The 18,199-nt window shown below is 71.7% G+C and carries 14 protein-coding genes; 5 read left to right on the top strand and 9 right to left on the bottom strand.

The genetic code is table 11. The features are described from left to right. Positions 1–26: 26 nt before the first annotated feature. On the bottom strand, positions 27–881 hold the full coding sequence (locus tag ACFYTT_RS13030; RefSeq protein ID WP_387259068.1) for a sulfurtransferase: 855 nt from the start codon (positions 879–881) through the stop codon (positions 27–29). A gap of 97 nt (positions 882–978) precedes the next feature. Between ACFYTT_RS13030 and ACFYTT_RS13025 the strand changes: the two genes are divergently transcribed. Further along, positions 979–1,668, top strand: a complete 690-nt coding sequence (locus ACFYTT_RS13025; RefSeq protein ID WP_131057812.1) for a metal-dependent transcriptional regulator — start codon at positions 979–981, stop codon at positions 1,666–1,668. 55 nt (positions 1,669–1,723) lie between these two features. On the opposite strand, the gene ACFYTT_RS13020 is transcribed toward ACFYTT_RS13025, so the two are convergent. From ACFYTT_RS13020 to nrdR, 3 genes are all read right to left on the bottom strand, one after another. Then, the gene (locus tag ACFYTT_RS13020; RefSeq protein WP_176093049.1) at positions 1,724–1,963 is read right to left on the bottom strand and encodes a DUF5522 domain-containing protein; all 240 of its coding nucleotides are present in this window, start codon (positions 1,961–1,963) and stop codon (positions 1,724–1,726) included. 307 nt (positions 1,964–2,270) lie between these two features. Further along, complete coding sequence (locus ACFYTT_RS13015; protein ID WP_176095699.1) at positions 2,271–5,150, bottom strand: vitamin B12-dependent ribonucleotide reductase; 2,880 nt, start codon at positions 5,148–5,150, stop codon at positions 2,271–2,273. 73 nt (positions 5,151–5,223) lie between these two features. Next, positions 5,224–5,712 carry a transcriptional regulator NrdR gene (nrdR, locus tag ACFYTT_RS13010; protein WP_387259064.1) on the bottom strand — a complete coding sequence of 163 codons (489 nt, stop codon included), beginning with the start codon at positions 5,710–5,712 and terminating at the stop codon, positions 5,224–5,226. A gap of 568 nt (positions 5,713–6,280) precedes the next feature. Between nrdR and lexA the strand changes: the two genes are divergently transcribed. Further along, on the top strand, positions 6,281–7,063 hold the full coding sequence (gene lexA, locus ACFYTT_RS13005) for a transcriptional repressor LexA (protein ID WP_176093047.1): 783 nt from the start codon (positions 6,281–6,283) through the stop codon (positions 7,061–7,063). A gap of 31 nt (positions 7,064–7,094) precedes the next feature. Here lexA and ACFYTT_RS13000 read toward each other — a convergent pair whose 3' ends face one another. Next, positions 7,095–8,984, bottom strand: a complete 1,890-nt coding sequence (locus tag ACFYTT_RS13000; protein ID WP_387259059.1) for a hypothetical protein — start codon at positions 8,982–8,984, stop codon at positions 7,095–7,097. Between the two features lie 52 nt (positions 8,985–9,036). Next, positions 9,037–10,485 carry a GTPase HflX gene (hflX, locus tag ACFYTT_RS12995; RefSeq protein WP_387259056.1) on the bottom strand — a complete coding sequence of 483 codons (1,449 nt, stop codon included), beginning with the start codon at positions 10,483–10,485 and terminating at the stop codon, positions 9,037–9,039. Positions 10,486–10,659: 174 nt separating this feature from the next. Between hflX and ACFYTT_RS12990 the strand changes: the two genes are divergently transcribed. Further along, positions 10,660–12,132: an NAD-dependent malic enzyme gene (locus ACFYTT_RS12990; RefSeq protein WP_131056452.1), complete on the top strand. Its 1,473-nt coding sequence runs from the start codon at positions 10,660–10,662 to the stop codon at positions 12,130–12,132. A gap of 219 nt (positions 12,133–12,351) precedes the next feature. Here ACFYTT_RS12990 and dapF read toward each other — a convergent pair whose 3' ends face one another. From dapF to ACFYTT_RS12975, 3 genes are read right to left on the bottom strand one after another with little or no spacing between them, the layout of a single operon-like run. After that, on the bottom strand, positions 12,352–13,185 hold the full coding sequence (dapF, locus tag ACFYTT_RS12985) for a diaminopimelate epimerase (RefSeq protein ID WP_176093045.1): 834 nt from the start codon (positions 13,183–13,185) through the stop codon (positions 12,352–12,354). Positions 13,186–13,193: 8 nt separating this feature from the next. Further along, positions 13,194–14,111: a tRNA (adenosine(37)-N6)-dimethylallyltransferase MiaA gene (gene miaA, locus ACFYTT_RS12980; RefSeq protein WP_387259053.1), complete on the bottom strand. Its 918-nt coding sequence runs from the start codon at positions 14,109–14,111 to the stop codon at positions 13,194–13,196. Then, positions 14,108–14,833 carry a class III extradiol dioxygenase subunit B-like domain-containing protein gene (locus ACFYTT_RS12975; protein WP_387259050.1) on the bottom strand — a complete coding sequence of 242 codons (726 nt, stop codon included), beginning with the start codon at positions 14,831–14,833 and terminating at the stop codon, positions 14,108–14,110. Before ACFYTT_RS12975 ends, miaA begins: the two co-directional genes overlap by 4 nt. A gap of 272 nt (positions 14,834–15,105) precedes the next feature. Here ACFYTT_RS12975 and ACFYTT_RS12970 point away from each other — a divergent pair, with 272 nt between their 5' ends. Together ACFYTT_RS12970 and ACFYTT_RS12965 are read left to right on the top strand one after the other, a co-directional pair. Further along, the gene (locus tag ACFYTT_RS12970) at positions 15,106–16,314 is read left to right on the top strand and encodes a DUF349 domain-containing protein (RefSeq protein WP_131056901.1); all 1,209 of its coding nucleotides are present in this window, start codon (positions 15,106–15,108) and stop codon (positions 16,312–16,314) included. Between the two features lie 418 nt (positions 16,315–16,732). Further along, entirely contained in the window at positions 16,733–18,166 is a 1,434-nt protein-coding gene (locus tag ACFYTT_RS12965) for an RICIN domain-containing protein (protein ID WP_176093042.1), read from the top strand. Positions 18,167–18,199: the final 33 nt, after the last annotated feature.

The raw sequence follows: 18,199 nt of genomic DNA, 5'->3' as shown, positions 1-18,199 counted from the left end.
CGCACGCGACCGGGCAACCGGCCTGATCAGGCGGTCGACCCCGGGCCGGTGGCCACCGGCCGCTCCGGGTCGGCCACCCACTCGCTCCACGAGCCGACATAGAGCGCGGCGTCCGGACGTCCGGCCACATGCAACGCGAGGACGGCCTGCGCGGCGGTCACCCCCGAGCCGCAGTACGCCCCGACCGGCACCCCGGCGGTCACCCCGGCTGCGGCGAACCGGTCCCGCAGCGCCTCGGCGGCGGGGAAGCGGCCGTCGGTGACGTACTCGGGCGCGGGCACGTTCACCGCGCCGGGGACGTGCCCGGCGACCGGGTCGACCGGCTCCTGCTCGCCCCGGTAGCGCGGCGCGGCGCGCACGTCGAGCAGCACCCCGTCACCGGCGGCCAGCCGGGCGGCGGCCGAGGCGTCGAGCACCGGCAGCGCACCCGGGCGCACGGTCACGTCACCGGGCTCGGGCGTCGGCACGTCGTCGCTGGTGGGCAGGCCGGCAGCCAGCCAGGCCGGGTAGCCACCGGAGAGCAGGCGTACCGGCCGGTGGCCCGCCCAGCGCAGCGTCCACCAGGCGCGGGCGGCGGCCATGCCGTCGCCGCCGTCGTACACCACCACGGGACGACCGTCGCGGACCCCGGCGGACCGCAGGGCCGCTTCGAGCGCCGCCGGATCGGGCAGGGGATGCCGGCCCGATCGACCGGGCGGACCGCAGAGCGCGGTGTCCAGGTCGACGAAGACCGCGCCCGGAAGGTGCCCGGCCGCGTAGTCGTCCCGGCCGGGTGGGCCGACCAGCCGCCACCGTACGTCGAGCAGGGTGGGCGGTTCGGCCGCGTCGAGTTCGGCGGCGAGCGCCCGCGCCCCGACCAGAAGATCGTCTGTACCGGACATGCACCCAGTCAACACCATCAGTGACGACGGCGGTGGTTCGGTGACCATCGATCGGGGCGCGGCAGGGTACCATCGATGCCGGAGGGCCGCTGACACCATGAAGTCTCACGACTTGGTCGATACGACCGAAATGTACCTGCGCACCATCCTCGAACTCGAAGAGGAGGGAGTGCCGCCGCTACGCGCCCGGATCGCTGAACGGTTGCGCCAGAGCGGCCCCACCGTCAGCCAGACCGTCGCCCGGATGGAACGCGACGGCCTGCTCACCGTGGAGGGCGATCGGCACCTCACACTCACCGACCTCGGCCGCGCCACCGCCGTCTCGGTGATGCGCAAGCACCGGCTCGCCGAGTTGCTGCTGGTCAACGTGATCGGGATGCCCTACGAGGAGGCTCACGAAGAGGCCTGCCGGTGGGAGCACGTGATGAGCGACGCGGTCGAGAAGCGGGTCTACGACCTGCTCAACCGGCCCACCCGGTCGCCGTACGGCAACCCGATCCCGGGCCTGGACGAGCTCGGTCCACCCACGCAGACCGAGCCGGAGCTGGCCGAGAGCGAGCGCAACCTCGCCTTCCCCGGCCTGAGCGGCAAGGTGATCGTCCGGCGGATCTGCGAGAGCGTGCAGACCGACGCCGAGGTCCTCCGCCAACTGCACGCCGCCGGGGTCGACCCGGGGGCCACGGTCACCGTGGCGCAGGAACGCGACGGCGTGTCGATCGACCGTTCCGGCGAGAGCGTCCGGTTGCCCCGCGAGGTCGCCTCCCGGGTCTTCGTCGCCGCTGCCTGACCGTTCACTCCACCTACGGCCTGACCGTTTCACTCCATGTACGGCCTGACCGTTTTCACTCCACGTACGGGCAGTGCCGGCAACCCCGCCCGCAGCACGTTCCCCGGCGGGCCAGGAAGCCGGCACTGAGTACGAACAGCCCGGTGTCCGGGTCGAGGTAACCGGCGTCCCCGGCGGCCAGTGCCGCGTCGTGCGCGGCGATGATCTGCTCCCGGCCGGGGTGCCCGAGCGACAGCCGCGACGGGTGCGGCTCGGTCAGGGGCCGCGCCGCCAGAGGTCGTCGCTCTCCACTCATCCCGCGCAGTCTAGGCAGCCACCGCCCTTCACCCGGCCCCGCCCGCCGCCCCGCCGCACCTCGGCCCACCCGCCGCGTCCCGGGTCGCAGCCCGGCCCGCCGGGAGCTCGCCGATCATGGACTTACGGCACCCGAGAAGCACCCGATTGCCCAGTTTCATCCCCACCATGACCCCATGATCGACGGGCTGGGCGCGGGGTGGGGTTGGTCGGGGGGGATGGCGCGGGTGGGGCGGGCGGGGCGGGCGGGGCGGGGGACGTGAGGAGCCCCGGACGCGTGTGCGTCCGGGGCTCCTCGGTGCTCGTCGTCAGCTGCAGCCGCTGGTGGAGCCGCAGCCCTCGCAGACGTAGCAGCTACCGGCCGGGCGCATCTTCGTACCGCAGGTGAAGCAGAGCGGTGCGTCGGCGGCCTTGCCGATCACGGCCTCCAGCAACTCGGTGCTGGAACCGACCGACGGTGCCGGCTTGATCGCGGCGGCGTCGGCGAGTTCCTGAGCCGGCTGGGCGACCGGGCCGCTCTTCGGCTCCTCCGGCTTGGCCTCGACCGGGGCGGACGCGGCCATGGCCGTGAGGTCCGTGCCGTTGGCCTCCGCCTCCGCCTCGGCGACGAGCTGGGCGGCCCGCTCCTTGGCGGTGAAGATGCCGATCTCGGCACGGCGCTCGTAGGGCAGGAAGTCCAGCGCCAGGCGACGGAAGATGTAGTCCATCACCGAGGCTGCCATCCGCACGTCCGGGTCGTCGGTCATGCCGGCCGGCTCGAAGCGCATGTTGGTGAACTTGCTGACGTACGTCTCCAGCGGGACGCCGTACTGCAGGCCGATCGAGATGGCCACCGAGAAGGCGTCCATCACCCCGGCCAGGGTGGAACCCTGCTTCGACATCTTGAGGAAGACCTCGCCGAGGCCGTCGTCCGGGTAGGACGAGGCGGTGAGGTACCCCTCGGCGCCACCGACCGAGAAGGAGATGGTCTCCGAGGGGCGCTTCTTCGGCAGCCGCTTGCGCACCGGGCGGTACTCGACGACCTTCTCCACCACCGGCTCGACCGCGGTGACGGTCGCCTCCGGCTCGGCGGTCTTCTTCTTCGCCACCGACAGCGGCTGACCGACCTTGCAGTTGTCCCGGTAGATCGCCAGCGCCTTGAGGCCGAGCTTCCAGCCCTCGAAGTAGATCTTCTCGACGTCGGCGACGGTGGCCTGCTCCGGCATGTTGACCGTCTTGGAGATGGCGCCGGAGATGAACGGCTGGACCGCCGCCATCATCCGGACGTGGCCCATCGGGGCGATGGACCGCTCGCCCATGGCGCAGTCGAAGACCGGGTAGTGCTCCGGCTTCAGGCCGGGGGCGTCCACCACGTGCCCCTGGTCGGAGATGTGCTCGACGATCGCCTCGACCTGCTCCTCGGGGTAGCCGAGGCTGCGCAGGGCACGGGGCACGGTCTGGTTGACGATCTGCATCGAGCCGCCGCCGACCAGCTTCTTGAACTTCACCAGCGCCAGGTCCGGCTCGACGCCGGTGGTGTCGCAGTCCATCATCAGGCCGATGGTGCCGGTCGGCGCGAGCACGCTGGCCTGCGAGTTCCGCCAGCCGTTCCGGTCGCCGATCTTGTTGCCCTGGGTCCACTGCTTGGTGGCCTCGCGGACCACCGCGGTGGCCACCGTGCCGGCCGGCTTGATCTGGTCGTTGGCGGCGGCGTGCTTGCGCATGACCCGCTTGTGCGGCTCGGCGTTGCGGGCGTACCCGTCGTACGCGCCGACGATGCCGGCCAGCTCGGCCGAGCGGCGGTACGCCGTGCCGGTCATCAGCGAGGTGATCGCGGCGGACAGCGAACGACCCTGGTCCGAGTCGTACGGCAGGCCGGAGGCCATCAGCAGGGCGCCCAGGTTGGCGTACCCGATGCCGAGCTGCCGGTAGGCCCGGGTGGTCTCGCCGATCTTCTCGGTCGGGAAGTCGGCGAAGCAGATCGAGATGTCCATCGCGGTGATGACCATCTCGACGCTGCGGACGAACTTCTCCACCTCGAAGCCACCGTCGGCGCGGAGGAACTTCATCAGGTTCAGCGAGGCCAGGTTGCACGAGGAGTTGTCCAGGTGCAGGTACTCCGAGCACGGGTTCGACGCGGTGATCCGGCCGGTCTCCGGGCAGGTGTGCCAGTCGTTGATGGTGTCGTCGTACTGCAGGCCGGGGTCGGCGCACTCCCAGGCGGCCTGGGAGATGGTGCGGAACAGCTTCTGCGCGTCGATGGTGTCGATCACCGCGCCGTCGAGCCGGCCGCGCAGGTCGAAGCCGCCGCCCTGCTCGACCGCACCCATGAACTCGTCCGAGACGCGGACCGAGTTGTTGGCGTTCTGGTACTGCACGCTGACGATGTCGGCGCCGCCCAGGTCCATGTCGAACCCGGCGTCGCGCAGCGCGCGGATCTTGTCCTCCTCGCGCGCCTTGGTGACCACGAACTCCTCGATGTCCGGGTGGTCGACGTCGAGGATGACCATCTTGGCCGCTCGCCGGGTGGCGCCGCCGGACTTGATGGTGCCGGCGCTCGCGTCGGCGCCGCGCATGAAGCTGACCGGGCCGGAGGCGGTGCCGCCGGAGGAGAGCAGTTCCCGGGAGGAGCGGATCCGGGACAGGTTGACGCCGGAGCCGGAGCCGCCCTTGAAGATCAGCCCCTCCTCCTTGTACCAGTCGAGGATGGAGTCCATCGAGTCGTCGACGGCGAGGATGAAACAGGCGCTGACCTGCTGCGGCGACGGCGTGCCGACGTTGAACCAGACCGGCGAGTTGAAGCTGAACACCTGGTGCAGCAGCATCCAGGTCAGCTCGTGGGCGAAGATCTCGGCGTCGGCCGGGGAGGCGAAGTAGCCGTACTCCTCACCCGCGGTGCGGTAGGTGGTGACCACCCGGTCGATCAGCTGCTTGAGCGACCACTCCCGCTCCGGGGTGCCCACCGCGCCCCGGAAGTACTTGGTGGTCACGATGTTGGCCGCGTTGACGCTCCAACTCTCCGGGTACTCGACACCGCGCTGCTCGAAGTTGATCGAGCCGTCCCGCCAGTTGGTCATCACGACGTCGCGGCGCTCCCAGGCGACCTCGTCGTACGGGTGCACACCCTCGGTGGTCCAGACCCGCTCCACCTTGAGGCCCGCGTTCGTCTTGTTCCGTGACCTGCTTGTTGTCACACCGTCCCCCGACATCTCATCCGCCCCCTCGCTCACGCGGGCACCCCGCGTGATCCGACTGTCACTGCTACTGCTGCTGCTCAGACATTCAATGCGCGTGGGCCGTCTCGGCCCCGTCGCCCTCCCGGGCGCGCGCGGCGGCCCGCAGCGTCTCGATCTCCCGCTCGAAGTCGGCGAGCGAGTCGAACGACCGGTAGACGCTGGCGAACCGTAGGTAGGCGACCTCGTCCAGGTCCCGCAGGGGACCCAGGATGACCAGCCCGACCTCGTGGCTCGGGATCTCGGCGGCCCCCTTGGCGCGAATGGTCTCCTCGACCCGCTGCGCCAGGATCGCGATCGAGTCCTCCTCGACCGGTCGCCCCTGACACGCCTTGCGCACTCCGCCGATGATCTTCGTACGGCTGAACGGCTCGGTCACCCCGCTGCGCTTGACCACCGCCAGCACCGCCTCCTCGACAGTGGTGAACCGTTTGCCGCACTCCGGGCAGGAGCGCCGCCGACGGATCAACTGACCGTCGTCCGCCTCCCGCGAGTCGACCACCCGGGAGTCGGCGTGCCGGCAGTACGGACACCGCATCGCCCGACCTCCTTGATCGACTTCGGGTACGCCTCCCACCCACCTCCGGGCGCACGCAGGGACGGCGGGGCCGCCCGCAGGACGGCCGCCGGCTCGGCGGTGCGGAAAGTGCGGTGGGTAGTCGAACCCAACCTGTAGGCGACTTACGCCAATGTGACTACTACATCTAGGGGTCGACCGTATGTCGCTGGCGATCCGCGGTCAAGTTGACCGGCGTGTCCGGCGCGTCACCCGACAACCCATCCGCCACCCCCCTCTCCACCCAGCCGGAGAGCCCAACGCGGACCGGTGGCGAGGGTTACCGCCCGACCGGACAGGATCACCGACAATCCGTACCGGGTCGAACACGCGTTCGACTACGCGTACCATTTATCAGAACGGACGTACGACTGTCGCGCTTTTCCGCCCCGACACGCGGAGACAGGTCGTACAGATGTTTGAAAATGACCGATCTCACCGATACGGTCATGAACAGCCGGAGGTGACCATGGTCGCCGCACCGGCCGACAGATCACCGTGCGCACCACGAGCCGCCAAGGCACCCCAGCGCCGACCAGGGAGGACGGACGTGACCGAGGACCGGGCCAACCGGCCGCAGAGCCCGCAGCAGAGCATCGAGGCGGCTCCGCCGGCCGCCCGTCGCCGCAGCGTCACCCGTGCCCGCTCCGGGCAGCCCGCCGTACGCCCGGTGACGCCGGTGGTCAGCGGTTTCCCCGACCCGGCGACAGTCGACCTGACCGCCCGCCAGCGACGCATCCTCGACTTCATCCGCACCTGGGTGGAGCGGCACGGTTACCCGCCGAGCGTGCGGGAGATCGGCGAGGCGGTCGGGCTCGTCTCCCCGTCCAGCGTCGCCTACCAGCTCAAGGAGCTGGAGAAGAAGGGCTTCCTGCGGCGCGACCCGAATCGCCCCCGCGCGGTCGACGTCCGGTCCGCAAGCGACGTCGACGACGAGTTGGCCCGCTCGCAGCGCCCCACCCCCGCGTACGTGCCGATGCTCGGCCGGATCGCCGCCGGTGGGCCGATCCTCGCCGAACAGTCGATGGAGGACGTCTTCCCGCTCCCCCGTGAGCTGGTCGGCGAGGGCGAGGTCTTCATGCTCCAGGTCAAGGGCGACTCGATGCTCGACGCGGCGATCTGCGACGGCGACTGGGTGGTCGTCCGGCAGCAGCCGACCGCTGACTCCGGCGAGATCGTCGCCGCCATGCTGGACGGCGAGGCGACCGTGAAGACCTACCGGCGGCGCGACGGCCACGTCTGGCTGATGCCGCAGAATCCGGCCTTCGACCCGATCCCCGGTGACGACGCCACGATCATGGGGCGAGTGGTCGCGGTGCTGCGCCGGATCTAGACCGTAACCCGACCGGTACCGGCCCCCAGGGTCAGTACCGGTCGCCCCGGTAGCCGTAGTTGCCGCCCGGCATCTGGCCGTACGGCTCGTTGCCGTCCTCGCGGTAGCGGCCGGAACGCCGGCCCCGATGGTCCGGCTCGCCGCCCGGCCCACCCCGTCGAGGGGGCTCCGCACGGCCTCCACCACCAGGCTGTCCGCCCCGCCCACCGCCGGGCATGCCGCCCGCGCGGCCACCGCCGCCACCGGGCGCACCTCCGGCCCGGCCACCACCACCCGGGGCACCGCCACCGCCACGGCCGCCGCCACCGGGCGGTCCACCGGCCCGACCACCGCCGCCCCCGTAGACCCCACCGCCGCCGGAGCGTCCACCGCCGCCCTGAGCCGGGCGGCCACCGCCCCCGGGACGGCCGCCACCGTAGACCGGTCCGCCCTCGCCGCCGGAGCGGCCACCGCCACCACCGCCGTAGACGCCACCGCCCTGAGCCGGGCGAGAGCCGTTGGCGCCCGCAGGACGGGCACCGCCGTAGACCGCTCCCGACCGCGAGCCCTCCGGCCGTCCACCCTTCGCCGGGCCGCCGTAGACGGCACCGGACTGGGCGCCGCCGTACACCGCGCCCCGACCACGGTCCTTCGGGCCGAAAGCGTCGTCCTTGCGGCTCGGGTCGTCGTCGTCATCGTCGCCGTCGCGGCTCTTGGCGGCTGGCGTCGGGCGCTTGCGGGCCCGCAGGATGCCGAAGATGCCGGCGCCCACCAGCAGCGCACCGAGTACGCCGACAGTGGCGATCAGGTAGGTGATGTCGTCCAGGGTCAGCCCGTCGAACCACGACCGGCCGGCCGCGTTCTTCACCGCGTCCGGGTCGTTGGCCAGGTCTTTCGGGCCCTCCGTGGACGGGGTGTAGCTGAGGATGTCGACCGGCTCGTTGTCGTCGAGATGCCCCGCGTCGGAGACGGTCAGGAAGGTCTTGCCGTCGGTCGAGTACGCGATCGCCTCGCCGAACGGGTCGGCCAGCGGGGTCACCCGGGGCGTGGTGGTGGTCAGCGCGGCGACGAGGTCGCCGTTCTGCACGTCGTACTCGAAGGCGTCGGCGTACGTGCGCAGCACCACCCGGGCACCGTCCGGGGACCGGGCCGCACCGGTGATCGCCACCCGCCCGAACGTGCTCAGCGGGTTCTCGGTGTCGGTCTTGGGCAGCTCGATGTCGCCGAGCTTCTTCATCGGCACCGGCTCGGTGTCGCCGCTCTTGAGCGCACCGTCGGCGGTGAAGATCTCCGCCTTGCCGGAGGTCACCTTCGTGATGATCAGCGGCAGGTTGTCGTTGCCGATCAGCAGCGCCTCGGCGTCACGGGGCTTGCCGTCCGGGTACGCCAGCCGGTGCAGGACCGGCGACTTGTTCCCGCTGATCGGCATGCTCCAGACCGCCACCCGCTCGCGGCGCTGCCGGCTGGTGATGTTGTCGCCGGTGTCGGCGATCCACAACGTCCTGCCGTCCGGCGAGACGGCGAGGTCCTCGGTGTCGAACGGCCCCGCGCCGGAGTACGGGACCGCGCGGGTGACCTGGCAGTCCTTGTTCAGGTAGAAGACCTGCTTGCGGCTGTCCTGGTCGGTGCTGTCGTTGATCACGATGTACCCGTTACGGGTGACCACCAGGCCGGACAGCTCCCGCAGCCTCGGGTCGGTGACCGCACACTGCTTCTTGGGCGCCGCCGCGAGCGGCACGACGGCAGCCGGCACCGCCGCCGGCGCGGCGGCGAGCACCGGCCCCACGTCGGTCGATGCGGCCGGCGGGGCGACATCGGTCACCGGCGATGCCGCGTACGCGGGTGGCGACGACCCGGGTGCGGCGAGAGTGACGCCGGTGACCGCCACGGTGGCCCCGAACAGGCCGAGCGCAACCGTGACCGAGGAAACAGTGCGGTGCATGGAAGGAAGTGTCGCACGGCGCACGTTTCCTTCGGGTGACGCTCCTGGGCGGTCACCGCGCGGCACGAACCGCCTGCGAGGCGTCGACGTACGTGGTCAGTTCGGCAGCGAGCGCCTCGTTGACGCGTACGTGCAGCATGGTTCCCTCGGGCAGGTGCGCGGTGCTGAGTACCTCGCCCTGTCGGTGCAGGCGGGCCACCAGGTCACCCCGCTCGTACGGCAGCACCACCCGCAGCTCCACCGCCGGGCGTGGCAGCCGCTGCTCGATCGCCGTCCGCAGGTCGTCGATGCCGCGACCACGGTGCGCGGACACGAAGATCGCCTCAGGCCAGAGCCGCTTGAGGTGCAGCAGGGTCTCCTCGTCGGCGGCGTCGATCTTGTTGACCACCAACAGCTCGGGCAGCCGGTCGGCGCCGACCTCGCCGAGCACCTCGCGCACGGCCCGGACCTGCTCCTGCGGGTCGGGGTGGGCACCGTCGACCACGTGCACCACCAGGTCGGCCTCGGCGACCTCCTCCAGCGTCGAGCGGAACGCCTCGACGATCTGGTGCGGCAGGTGCCGGACGAAACCGACCGTGTCCGAGAGCGTGTAGACCCGCCCGTCGGCGGTGGTGGAGCGGCGGGTGGTCGGGTCGAGCGTGGCGAAGAGCGCGTCCTCGACCAGTACGCCGGCACCGGTCAGCCGGTTGAGCAGGCTCGACTTGCCGGCGTTGGTGTAACCGGCGATGGCCACGGCCGGCACCGCGTTGCGGGAACGGCGGGCGCGCTTGGTCTCGCGTACCGTCCGCATGGCCTTGATCTCGCGGCGGAGCCGGGCGATGCGGTGGCGGATGCGCCGACGGTCGGTCTCCAGCTTGGTCTCACCGGGACCACGCACACCCACGCCGCCACCGGCACCACCGCCACGGCCGGAGCCACCGGTCTGCCGGGACAGCGTCTCGCCCCAACCCCGCAGGCGGGGCAGGAGGTATTCGAGCTGGGCCAGCTCGACCTGGGCCCGGCCCTCCTTGCTCTTGGCGTGCTGGGCGAAGATGTCGAGGATCAGCGCCGTCCGGTCGACCACCTTGACCTTGGTGCGCTGCTCCAGGTTGCGCAGCTGGGACGGGGACAGCTCACCGTCGCAGATGACCGTGTCGGCGCCCGCCGACAGCACCACCGAGCCCAGGTCGTCGACCTTGCCCCGCCCGATGTAGGTAGCCGGGTCCGGCCGGGTGCGTCGCTGGATCAGCCCTTCGAGCACCTGCGAGCCGGCGGTCTCGGCCAGCGCGGCCAGCTCGGTCAGGGAGTTCTCCGCGTCGGTCTGGCTGCCTTCGGTCCAGACGCCGACCAGGACCACCCGCTCCAGCCGGAGCTGGCGGTACTCGACCTCGGTGACGTCGGTCAGCTCGGTGGAGAGGCCGGGGACCCGTCGCAATGCCTGCCGTTCGGAGAGCTCGTACTGGCCGGTGGTGGCGTCGAGCTCGTCGTCGGGAAATGGAACCTGGGTCTCCTGGTCGCGCAAGCGTCTCTCCTGTCCGTTCTGTGCATGTACCGAGCAATCCTGACATGTGTCAACGCCCGGTGCACCTGCTATATGCCCACCGCCGGAACGGGCAGACACGGGGGCGGCTGCCGGACTCCCGAGCAGGGCGAGTAGAAATGGGCGAGCCGTTCAGCGCCGACGGAGGGGATCCGCGTGCCCACCACCCGACTGCCCAGTGCCGGATTCTCGATCACGATCCGGATCGCCGTACCCGCCGATGCGTCCTCGATCGGCCGGTTGACCACCTCCGTGGGCGAGGCCGGGGCCATCGTCACCGCACTGGACGTGGTCGACTCCGACCCGACCCACGTGATCGTCGACCTCACCTGCGACACCGCCGACGCCGGGCACGCCGACCAGGTCGTCGACGCGCTGACCGCGCTGGACGGCGTGGACGTGCGCAAGGTCTCCGACCGCACCTTCCTGCTACACCTCGGCGGCAAGATCGAGGTCAGCTCGAAGGTGGCGCTGCGGACCCGCGACGAGCTGTCCCGGGCGTACACCCCGGGGGTGGCGCGGGTCTGCCAGGCGATCGCGGAGAACCCGGCCGACGCCCGGCGGTTGACCATCAAGCGCAACACGGTCGCCGTGGTCAGCGACGGTTCGGCCGTGCTCGGGCTGGGCAACCTCGGGCCGGCCGCCTCCCTGCCGGTGATGGAGGGCAAGGCGGCGCTGTTCAAGCGGTTCGGTGGCGTGGACGCCTGGCCGGTGGTGCTGGACACCCAGGACACCGACGAGATCGTCGCCATCGTGAAGGCGATCGCGCCCGCGTACGGCGGGATCAACCTGGAGGACATCGCCGCGCCGCGCTGCTTCGAGATCGAGGCGCGACTGCGCGAGGCGCTGGACATCCCGGTCTTCCACGACGACCAGCACGGCACCGCGATCTGCGTACTCGCCGCGTTGACCAACGCGTTGCGTGTGGTGGGCAAGCAGCTCGCCGACGTGCGGGTGGTGGTCTCCGGAGCCGGTGCGGCCGGCACCGCGATCATGAAGCTGCTGCTGCGTCGGGGCGTCGGCGACATCATCGCGTGCGACCGGCAGGGCGCTCTGCACCGCGGCCAGACCGGCCTCAACTCGGCCTGGCAGTGGCTGGCCGAGAACACCAACCGGGACGGCTACTCCGGCGATCTCGCCGGGGCGCTGAACGGCGCGGACGTCTTCATCGGGGTGAGCGCGCCGAACCTGCTCACCGGCGACGACGTCGCCACCATGGCCAAGGACTCGATCGTCTTCGCGCTGGCCAACCCGGACCCGGAGGTCGACCCCCGGGAGGCGCGCAAGCACGCCGCCGTCGTCGCCACCGGCCGCTCCGACCAGCCGAACCAGATCAACAACGTGCTCGCCTTCCCGGGCGTGTTCCGGGGCATGCTCGACGCGCACGCCGAGGAGTTCACCGAGGAGATGGCGCTGGCCGCCGCCCGGGCCATCGCCGACGTGGTCGGCGAGGAGAAGATCAACCCCACGGTCATCGTGCCCAGTGTCTTCGACTCCCGGGTGGCCCCGGCGGTGGCCGCCGCCGTCCGCGCCGCCGCCCAGAACCCGGCGGCCACCCCGCCCCCCGTCGCCGACCCGGGCCCGGCCGACCTCCCCGAGATCGCCGCCAGCGCCTCCGCCACCCCCTGACACCCGGCGTTGCCCGGCCCTGACACCCCGCGCTAGCCGGCCCTGCACACCGCCGGGTTGCCCGGAGACCGCCGGCTCGCGTCGATCATGGACTTGTGGCGCGGACAAAGCCCACGTGAAGAGGGCATACTGTCAGCCACAACTCCATGATCGGCGCGGCCCAGCGGGTGCGGCGTGGGCGGGCCGGCGGGTGCGGCGTGGGCGGGGTGCCGAGGGTGGTCAGGTGAGGGTGAGGGTGCCGGCGGCCACCAGGACGGCGGGGCCGGAGAGCCAGCAGGAGTCCTCGTCGACGGTCACCGTGAGACGGCCGCCGGGTACGTCGACCACGACGGTGCCGGTCTCCCGGCCGGCGTCGTGCAGCGCGACGGCGGCGACCGCGCACGCGCCGGTGCCGCAGGACAGCGTCTCGGCCGAGCCGCGCTCGTAGACCCGCATCAGCACGTGCGGGTCACCGCCGTCGACGGCGTCAGCGGCGGCGGTGAACTCGACGTTCACGCCGTGCGGGAAGAGGTCCTCGTCGACGTGGGGCGCCCGGGTCAGGTCCAGGGCGGCGAGGTCCAGACCGGCCGGCAGCGGGCAGACCAGGTGCGGGTTGCCGACGTCCACCGCCGTGCCGGGCAGGGCCAGACCGCCCAGGGCGGCGGTCGAGGCGGCGTACAACCGGGGGCGCTGCATCTGGACGGCGATGGTGTCGCCGTCGACCCGGGCGTGCACGATGCCGGCGCGGGTGGCCACCGGCAGGTCGCCGTCGCCGGGGACGGCCAGCCCGGTCTCCAGGAGGTACCGGACGAAGACCCGGGTGCCGTTGCCGCACATCTCGGCGAAGGAGCCGTCGGAGTTCCAGTAGTCCATGAACCACTCGGCCTCGCCGGCCAGGGCGGCGCCGTCCGGGTGCTTGGCGGCGCGGACCACCCGCAGCACACCGTCCCCGCCGAGGCCGCGTCGCCGGTCGCAGATCGTCGCGACCAGCTCGGGCGTGAGGTCGAACGCGCCGTCCGGGTCGGGCAGGATCACGAAGTCGTTGGCGGTGCCGTGTCCCTTGGTGAACTCCACGCCTTCCATCATGGCGCAGCGGCGCGGACCGTCCCGACGGCGGCCTCGATCAGTCCCGGATCGGTCGAGTCGAGCCAGCGGACGCGCGGGTCGCGCCGGAACCAGGACCGCTGGCGGCGGACGAAGCGACGGGTGGCCCGGATCGTCTCGTCGTGCGCCTCGGTCTCGGTCAGCTCACCGGCGAGGAAGCGCAGCACCTGCTGGTACCCGAGCGCCCGGCTGGCCGTACGCCCCTGCGCCAGGCCGTAGCCGACCAACTCGCGGGTCTCGGCGACCAGGCCGTCGGCCCACATCCGGTCCACCCGGAGCGCGATGCGCTCGTCCAGCCGGGCGGTGTCCAGGTCGACGCCGACCTGGAGGGCGGGATAATACGGCGTCGGCTCCGGCAACGCGGCGGTGAAGGGCCGGCCGGTCAGCTCGATCACCTCCAGCGCCCGGACGATCCGCCGGCCGTTGCCGGGCAGGATGCCGGCCGCCGCCGCCGGGTCGACGGCGCGCAGCCGCGCGTACAGCGGTGCCGGGCCGACGGCGGCCAGTTCGCCCTCCAGGCGTTCGCGCAGCGCCGGGTCGGTGCCGGGGAACTCGAACCGCTCCAACACCGCCCGCACGTACAACCCGGAGCCGCCGACCAGCAGCGGTACGCGTCCTCGGGCCAGGATGTCGTCGATCGCCGCGCGGGCCAGCCGTTGGTACTCGGCGACGCTGGCCGGCTCGGTCACCTCCCAGAGGTCCAGCAGGTGGTGCGGCACGCCCTCCCGTTCGGCGACGGTGAGCTTGGCGGTGCCGATGTCCAGGCCCCGGTAGAGCTGCATCGAGTCGGCGTTGACCACCTCGCCGCCGAGCGCGTGCGCCAGCGCGATACTCAACGCCGACTTGCCCGCCGCGGTCGGCCCGACCACCGCGACCACCGTGCCCAGGGAACTCATGCCCGCTCCCAGTTCGCCACCAGGTAGGCCACGCCGTAGGGCGCGCTGTGGTGACGCAGCTCGCCGCGCCAGTCGCCGCCGGTCGCCCGCGCCGCGCCGGCGAGCACCTGCCAGGGCGCCCGTCCGGCGGCCTTGAGCTGCGAGGACAGGGCGGGGTCCAGGCCGAGCAGCGCCTCGGCGTCCGCGTCGGCGAGGGATCTTCCGACCGTCTCGTCGTACGCCTCGGCGCGCGGATCGGCGTAACCAGGGGACTTCTCACCCCGGCAGGCCGACCCGTCGCCCATCACCAGCAGCGCCCACGGTCGGTCCGACACGAGATGGGCACCGAGGTCGGCACAGGTCCCGGCCGGCGCGTCGGCGGCGACGGTCGACATCCGCCAGCCCTTACCGGCCGACGCCGCCACCGGCTGCCGGTTCAGTAGCCAGGCGCCGACGAGCAGGCCGAGCGGCAGGCGGTCGCTGCCGGCCCGGTCACCGTCGCCGAGGCGTACCTCCCACGGCAGGCCCCAGGGTGCGAAGCTGCCCCGGAACGGGGGGTCGAGATCGGCGGTGCGGTCGGCGGCACCGATCACCAGCACGTCGCGGGCACCCGAGTCGAGCAACCGGGCGACGGCGGCGTCACACGCGACGCGGAGATCGTCCAGTTCGGGCGCGGCGGCACCGGCCGCCTCGGGAACCAACAGCGGCGGATGGGGGCAGACGGCGGCGGCGACCAGTGGCACCCGGCAACCGTATCGGGCGGCCGGTCCGGGACCGTCGCGCACCGGCCGCCCCGGCCTGCCGGCGGGTCCCTCGGCCGTACGCCGTTCGGCGAAAAGCGGCACGCCGGTTCGGACGGTGATGACAGAGGGCTAGGACACCGTATGGTCACGGTCGGCGATAGGCGCTCGACGCGGACCGGGGCGGACCTGTGACAATGCCCGGAGAACTTTGACTGCGCCGTGGCGGGCCCGGGAGGCGACTCCCTGGGCACCGGGAGATCGAGGATGGGCACATGAGCGACTGGACTGCCTTCGGACGGGTGGACGCGGACGGCACCGTCTATGTCAAGACCGCCGAGGGCGAGCGGGTGGTCGGATCCTGGCAGGCAGGGGCACCGGAGGAGGGGTTGGCGCACTTCGCGCGCCGCTTCGCCGACCTGGTGACCGAGGTGGATCTGACCGAGGCGCGGCTCAACTCCGGCGCAGCGGACGCCAACCATTCGCTGAGCACGATCCGGCGCATCCGCGCGTCGCTGGCCGAGGCGCACGTGGTCGGCGACATCGACGCCCTCGCCGCCCGGCTCGACAAGCTCGCCACGGTGGCCGAGGAGAAGGCCGGTGAGGCGCGGGCCGCCAAGGAGGCCGCCCGCACCGAGGCACTGGCGCGCAAGACCACGCTCGTCGAGGAGGCCGAGAAGCTGGCCGCCGAGTCGACCGGTTGGAAGACCGCCGGCGACCGGCTCAAGGAGATCCTCGACGAGTGGAAGACCATCCGGGGGGTCGACAAGAAGACCGACGGCGAGCTGTGGAAGCGGTTCGCCGCCGCCCGGGACGGCTTCACCCGCCGCCGGGGCGCCCACTTCGCCTCCCTGGACTCGCAGCGCAAGCAGGCGCAGACGGTCAAGGAGGAGCTGGTCGCCGAGGCCGAGAAAATCTCCGACTCCACCGACTGGGCGTCCACGGCCAACCAGCTCAAGGAGCTGATGAACCAGTGGAAGGCCGCACCGCGCGCCTCCAAGGAGGCCGAGCAGCGGCTGTGGGAGAGGTTCCGGGCCGCGCAGGACGCCTTCTTCACCCGGCGCAGTGAGGTCTTCTCGGCGCGTGACAACGAACAGCGCGCCAACCTGGAGCGCAAGCAGGCGCTGCTCGCCGAGGCCGAGGCACTCGACGTCGAGGGCGACCCGAAGGGCGCGCAGGCCCGGCTGCGGGACATCCAGGCACAGTGGCACGAGGCCGGCCGGGTCCCCCGGGAGGCGGCGGCCGGGCTGGAGCGCCGACTGCGGACCATCGACGAGAAGGTCCGCGAGGTGATGGACTCGGCCTGGCGCCGGACCACCCGCGAGGACAACCCGCTGCTGGCCCAGATGCGGTCCCAGGTGGCCGAGGCCGAGGAGCGGCTGGCCCGCGCCCAGGCAGCCGGCGACGCCCGACGGATCAAGGAGGCCGAGCAGGCGCTCGCCTCCAAGCGGCAGTTCCTCCAGTTGGCCGAACAGGCCGGCTGAACGCACCTGGCGAAGCCCCGGTCCCCGTGTGGGAGCCGGGGCTTTTCCGTTGCCGGAACTCCTGGTCAGGGCGATGTGAACGTACGACATTTACATCGAGTTGATTCTATGGTTATCTGGGGAAAGCGTTTGCCCTCCGGGGCCAGACACGCCGAGCCACTCCGACCCACTTCGTCCGACGGCAGGCCGCACTCCGCGACCGCCACGGCACCGCTGCCACTGGGCAGGGCAGTCACCGGCGCCGGGGCGTACCCCCTGCCGACCGGATGACGCATCGAGGCCAGCGCCACGGGACGCACCACCGGCACCCGAACGTGGCGGGCCGTATCGCGGACGCGTCCGGGCAGCGACAGTCGGTCCGCGAACACCACGCGTCGTCCGGCCCGTTCCGCGTACCCGAGGATGAGGAGAAATCTCCGTGCTTGCATTCGTCACGCGTCGCCTGACCCGGCGACTCGCGGCGCTGGCCGCCACGGCGGTCGCGCTGCCCACGGCGCTCGTCGCGGTGACGGCCGCCCCCGCCACGGCGGCGACCGTCGACACCAGTGCGTACTACGTGTTCGTGAACCGCAACAGCGGCAAGGCGATGGACCTGTGGAACTGGTCCACCGCCGACGGCGGCGAGATCCGGCAGTTCACCCGCGCCGACGGCAACAACCAGCAGTTCCAGTTCGTCGACGTGGGCAGCGGCTACTACCAGCTCCGCAACCGGCACTCCGGCAAGGTCGTGAGCATCCCCAACTCGAACGACGGCGTGCAGGTCACCCAGGTCACCGCGAGCAGTGACACCAAGCAGCACTTCCGGCTCGCGGACTCCGCCAACGGCGACGTCCGGTTCGTCAGCCGGCACAGCAACAAGGCCCTCGAAGTGTGGCAGTGGTCCACCGCCGACGGTGGGATCGTCTCGCAGTACGCCGACGTCGACGGCGCCAACCAGCGGTGGCAACTGGTCCGGCTCGGTGGTGGCACCACTCCCCCGCCGAACCCCGGCCCGCAGACCGGACTGGTCGGCTGGGCCACCCAGAACGGCGGCACCAGCGGCGGCGGCAGCGCCGGCACCACCACGGTCACCACCGCCTCGGCGCTGACCAGCGCGCTCGGCTCCAGCAGCGCGGCGGTGATCCGGGTCTCCGGCACCATCAACTGCTCGGGGATGCTGCGAGTCCGGTCCAACAAGACCATCCTCGGCAACGCGGGCGCGACGATCGCCGGTTGTGGCTTCACCATCAACGGTGACCGCAACGTCATCATCCGGAACCTGACGTTCCGGAACTGGGGCGACGACGCGATCAACATCGAGCAGTCGGCCACCAACATCTGGGTCGACCACAACACCTTCAGCAGTGGGTACGACGGCGCGGTCGACATCAAGCGCGGCTCCGACTTCATCACCGTGTCGTGGAACCGGGTGTTCAGCCACGACAAGACGATGCTGCTCGGACACAGCGACGACAACGCCGGCCAGGACGTCGGCAAGCTGCGGGTGTCGTACCACCACAACTGGTTCGACGGCAGCAACCAGCGCAACCCCCGGGTCCGCTTCGGCAACCCGGTGCACGTCTACAACAACTTCTACAGCAACGTACGCGGCTACGGCGTGGCGTCCACGATGAACGCCGGTGTGCTGGTCGAGGGCAACTACTTCGAGAACACCCCCGACCCGTTCCACCGTGGTGAAGGCGACTCCGGCCCCGGTTCACTGGTGGCGCGCAACAACCACTTCGTCAACTCGGGCGGCGGGCAGAGCGGCGGCAGCGTGGCCGGCATCCCGTACGCGTACACCCTGGACACGCCGAGCAACGTCAAGTCGATCGTGACGGGCGGCGCGGGCGCCGGACGAATCTCGGTCTGACCGCGCGGGTCGGTCGGGGCGCGGCACGCCGGG

Origin of the sequence: Micromonospora sp. NPDC003816, assembly GCF_042874705.1 — a bacterium.
GTDB lineage: Bacteria > Actinomycetota > Actinomycetes > Mycobacteriales > Micromonosporaceae > Micromonospora.
The sequence above is the reverse complement of the archived record's forward strand: the minus strand, read 5'-3'. Positions and strand labels throughout refer to the sequence as shown.

Bases quoted from the DNA above. Each gene is read 5' to 3' on its own strand.
- ACFYTT_RS13030 (WP_387259068.1), bottom strand. From the start codon at position 881: ATGTCCGGTACAGACGATCTTCTGGTCGGGGCGCGGGCGCTCGCCGCC.
- ACFYTT_RS13025 (WP_131057812.1), top strand. From the start codon at position 979: ATGAAGTCTCACGACTTGGTCGATACGACCGAAATGTACCTGCGCACC.
- ACFYTT_RS13020 (WP_176093049.1), bottom strand. From the start codon at position 1,963: ATGAGTGGAGAGCGACGACCTCTGGCGGCGCGGCCCCTGACCGAGCCG.
- ACFYTT_RS13015 (WP_176095699.1), bottom strand. From the start codon at position 5,150: ATGTCGGGGGACGGTGTGACAACAAGCAGGTCACGGAACAAGACGAAC.
- nrdR (WP_387259064.1), bottom strand. From the start codon at position 5,712: ATGCGGTGTCCGTACTGCCGGCACGCCGACTCCCGGGTGGTCGACTCG.
- ACFYTT_RS13000 (WP_387259059.1), bottom strand. From the start codon at position 8,984: ATGCACCGCACTGTTTCCTCGGTCACGGTTGCGCTCGGCCTGTTCGGG.
- miaA (WP_387259053.1), bottom strand. From the start codon at position 14,111: ATGAGTTCCCTGGGCACGGTGGTCGCGGTGGTCGGGCCGACCGCGGCG.
- ACFYTT_RS12970 (WP_131056901.1), top strand. From the start codon at position 15,106: ATGAGCGACTGGACTGCCTTCGGACGGGTGGACGCGGACGGCACCGTC.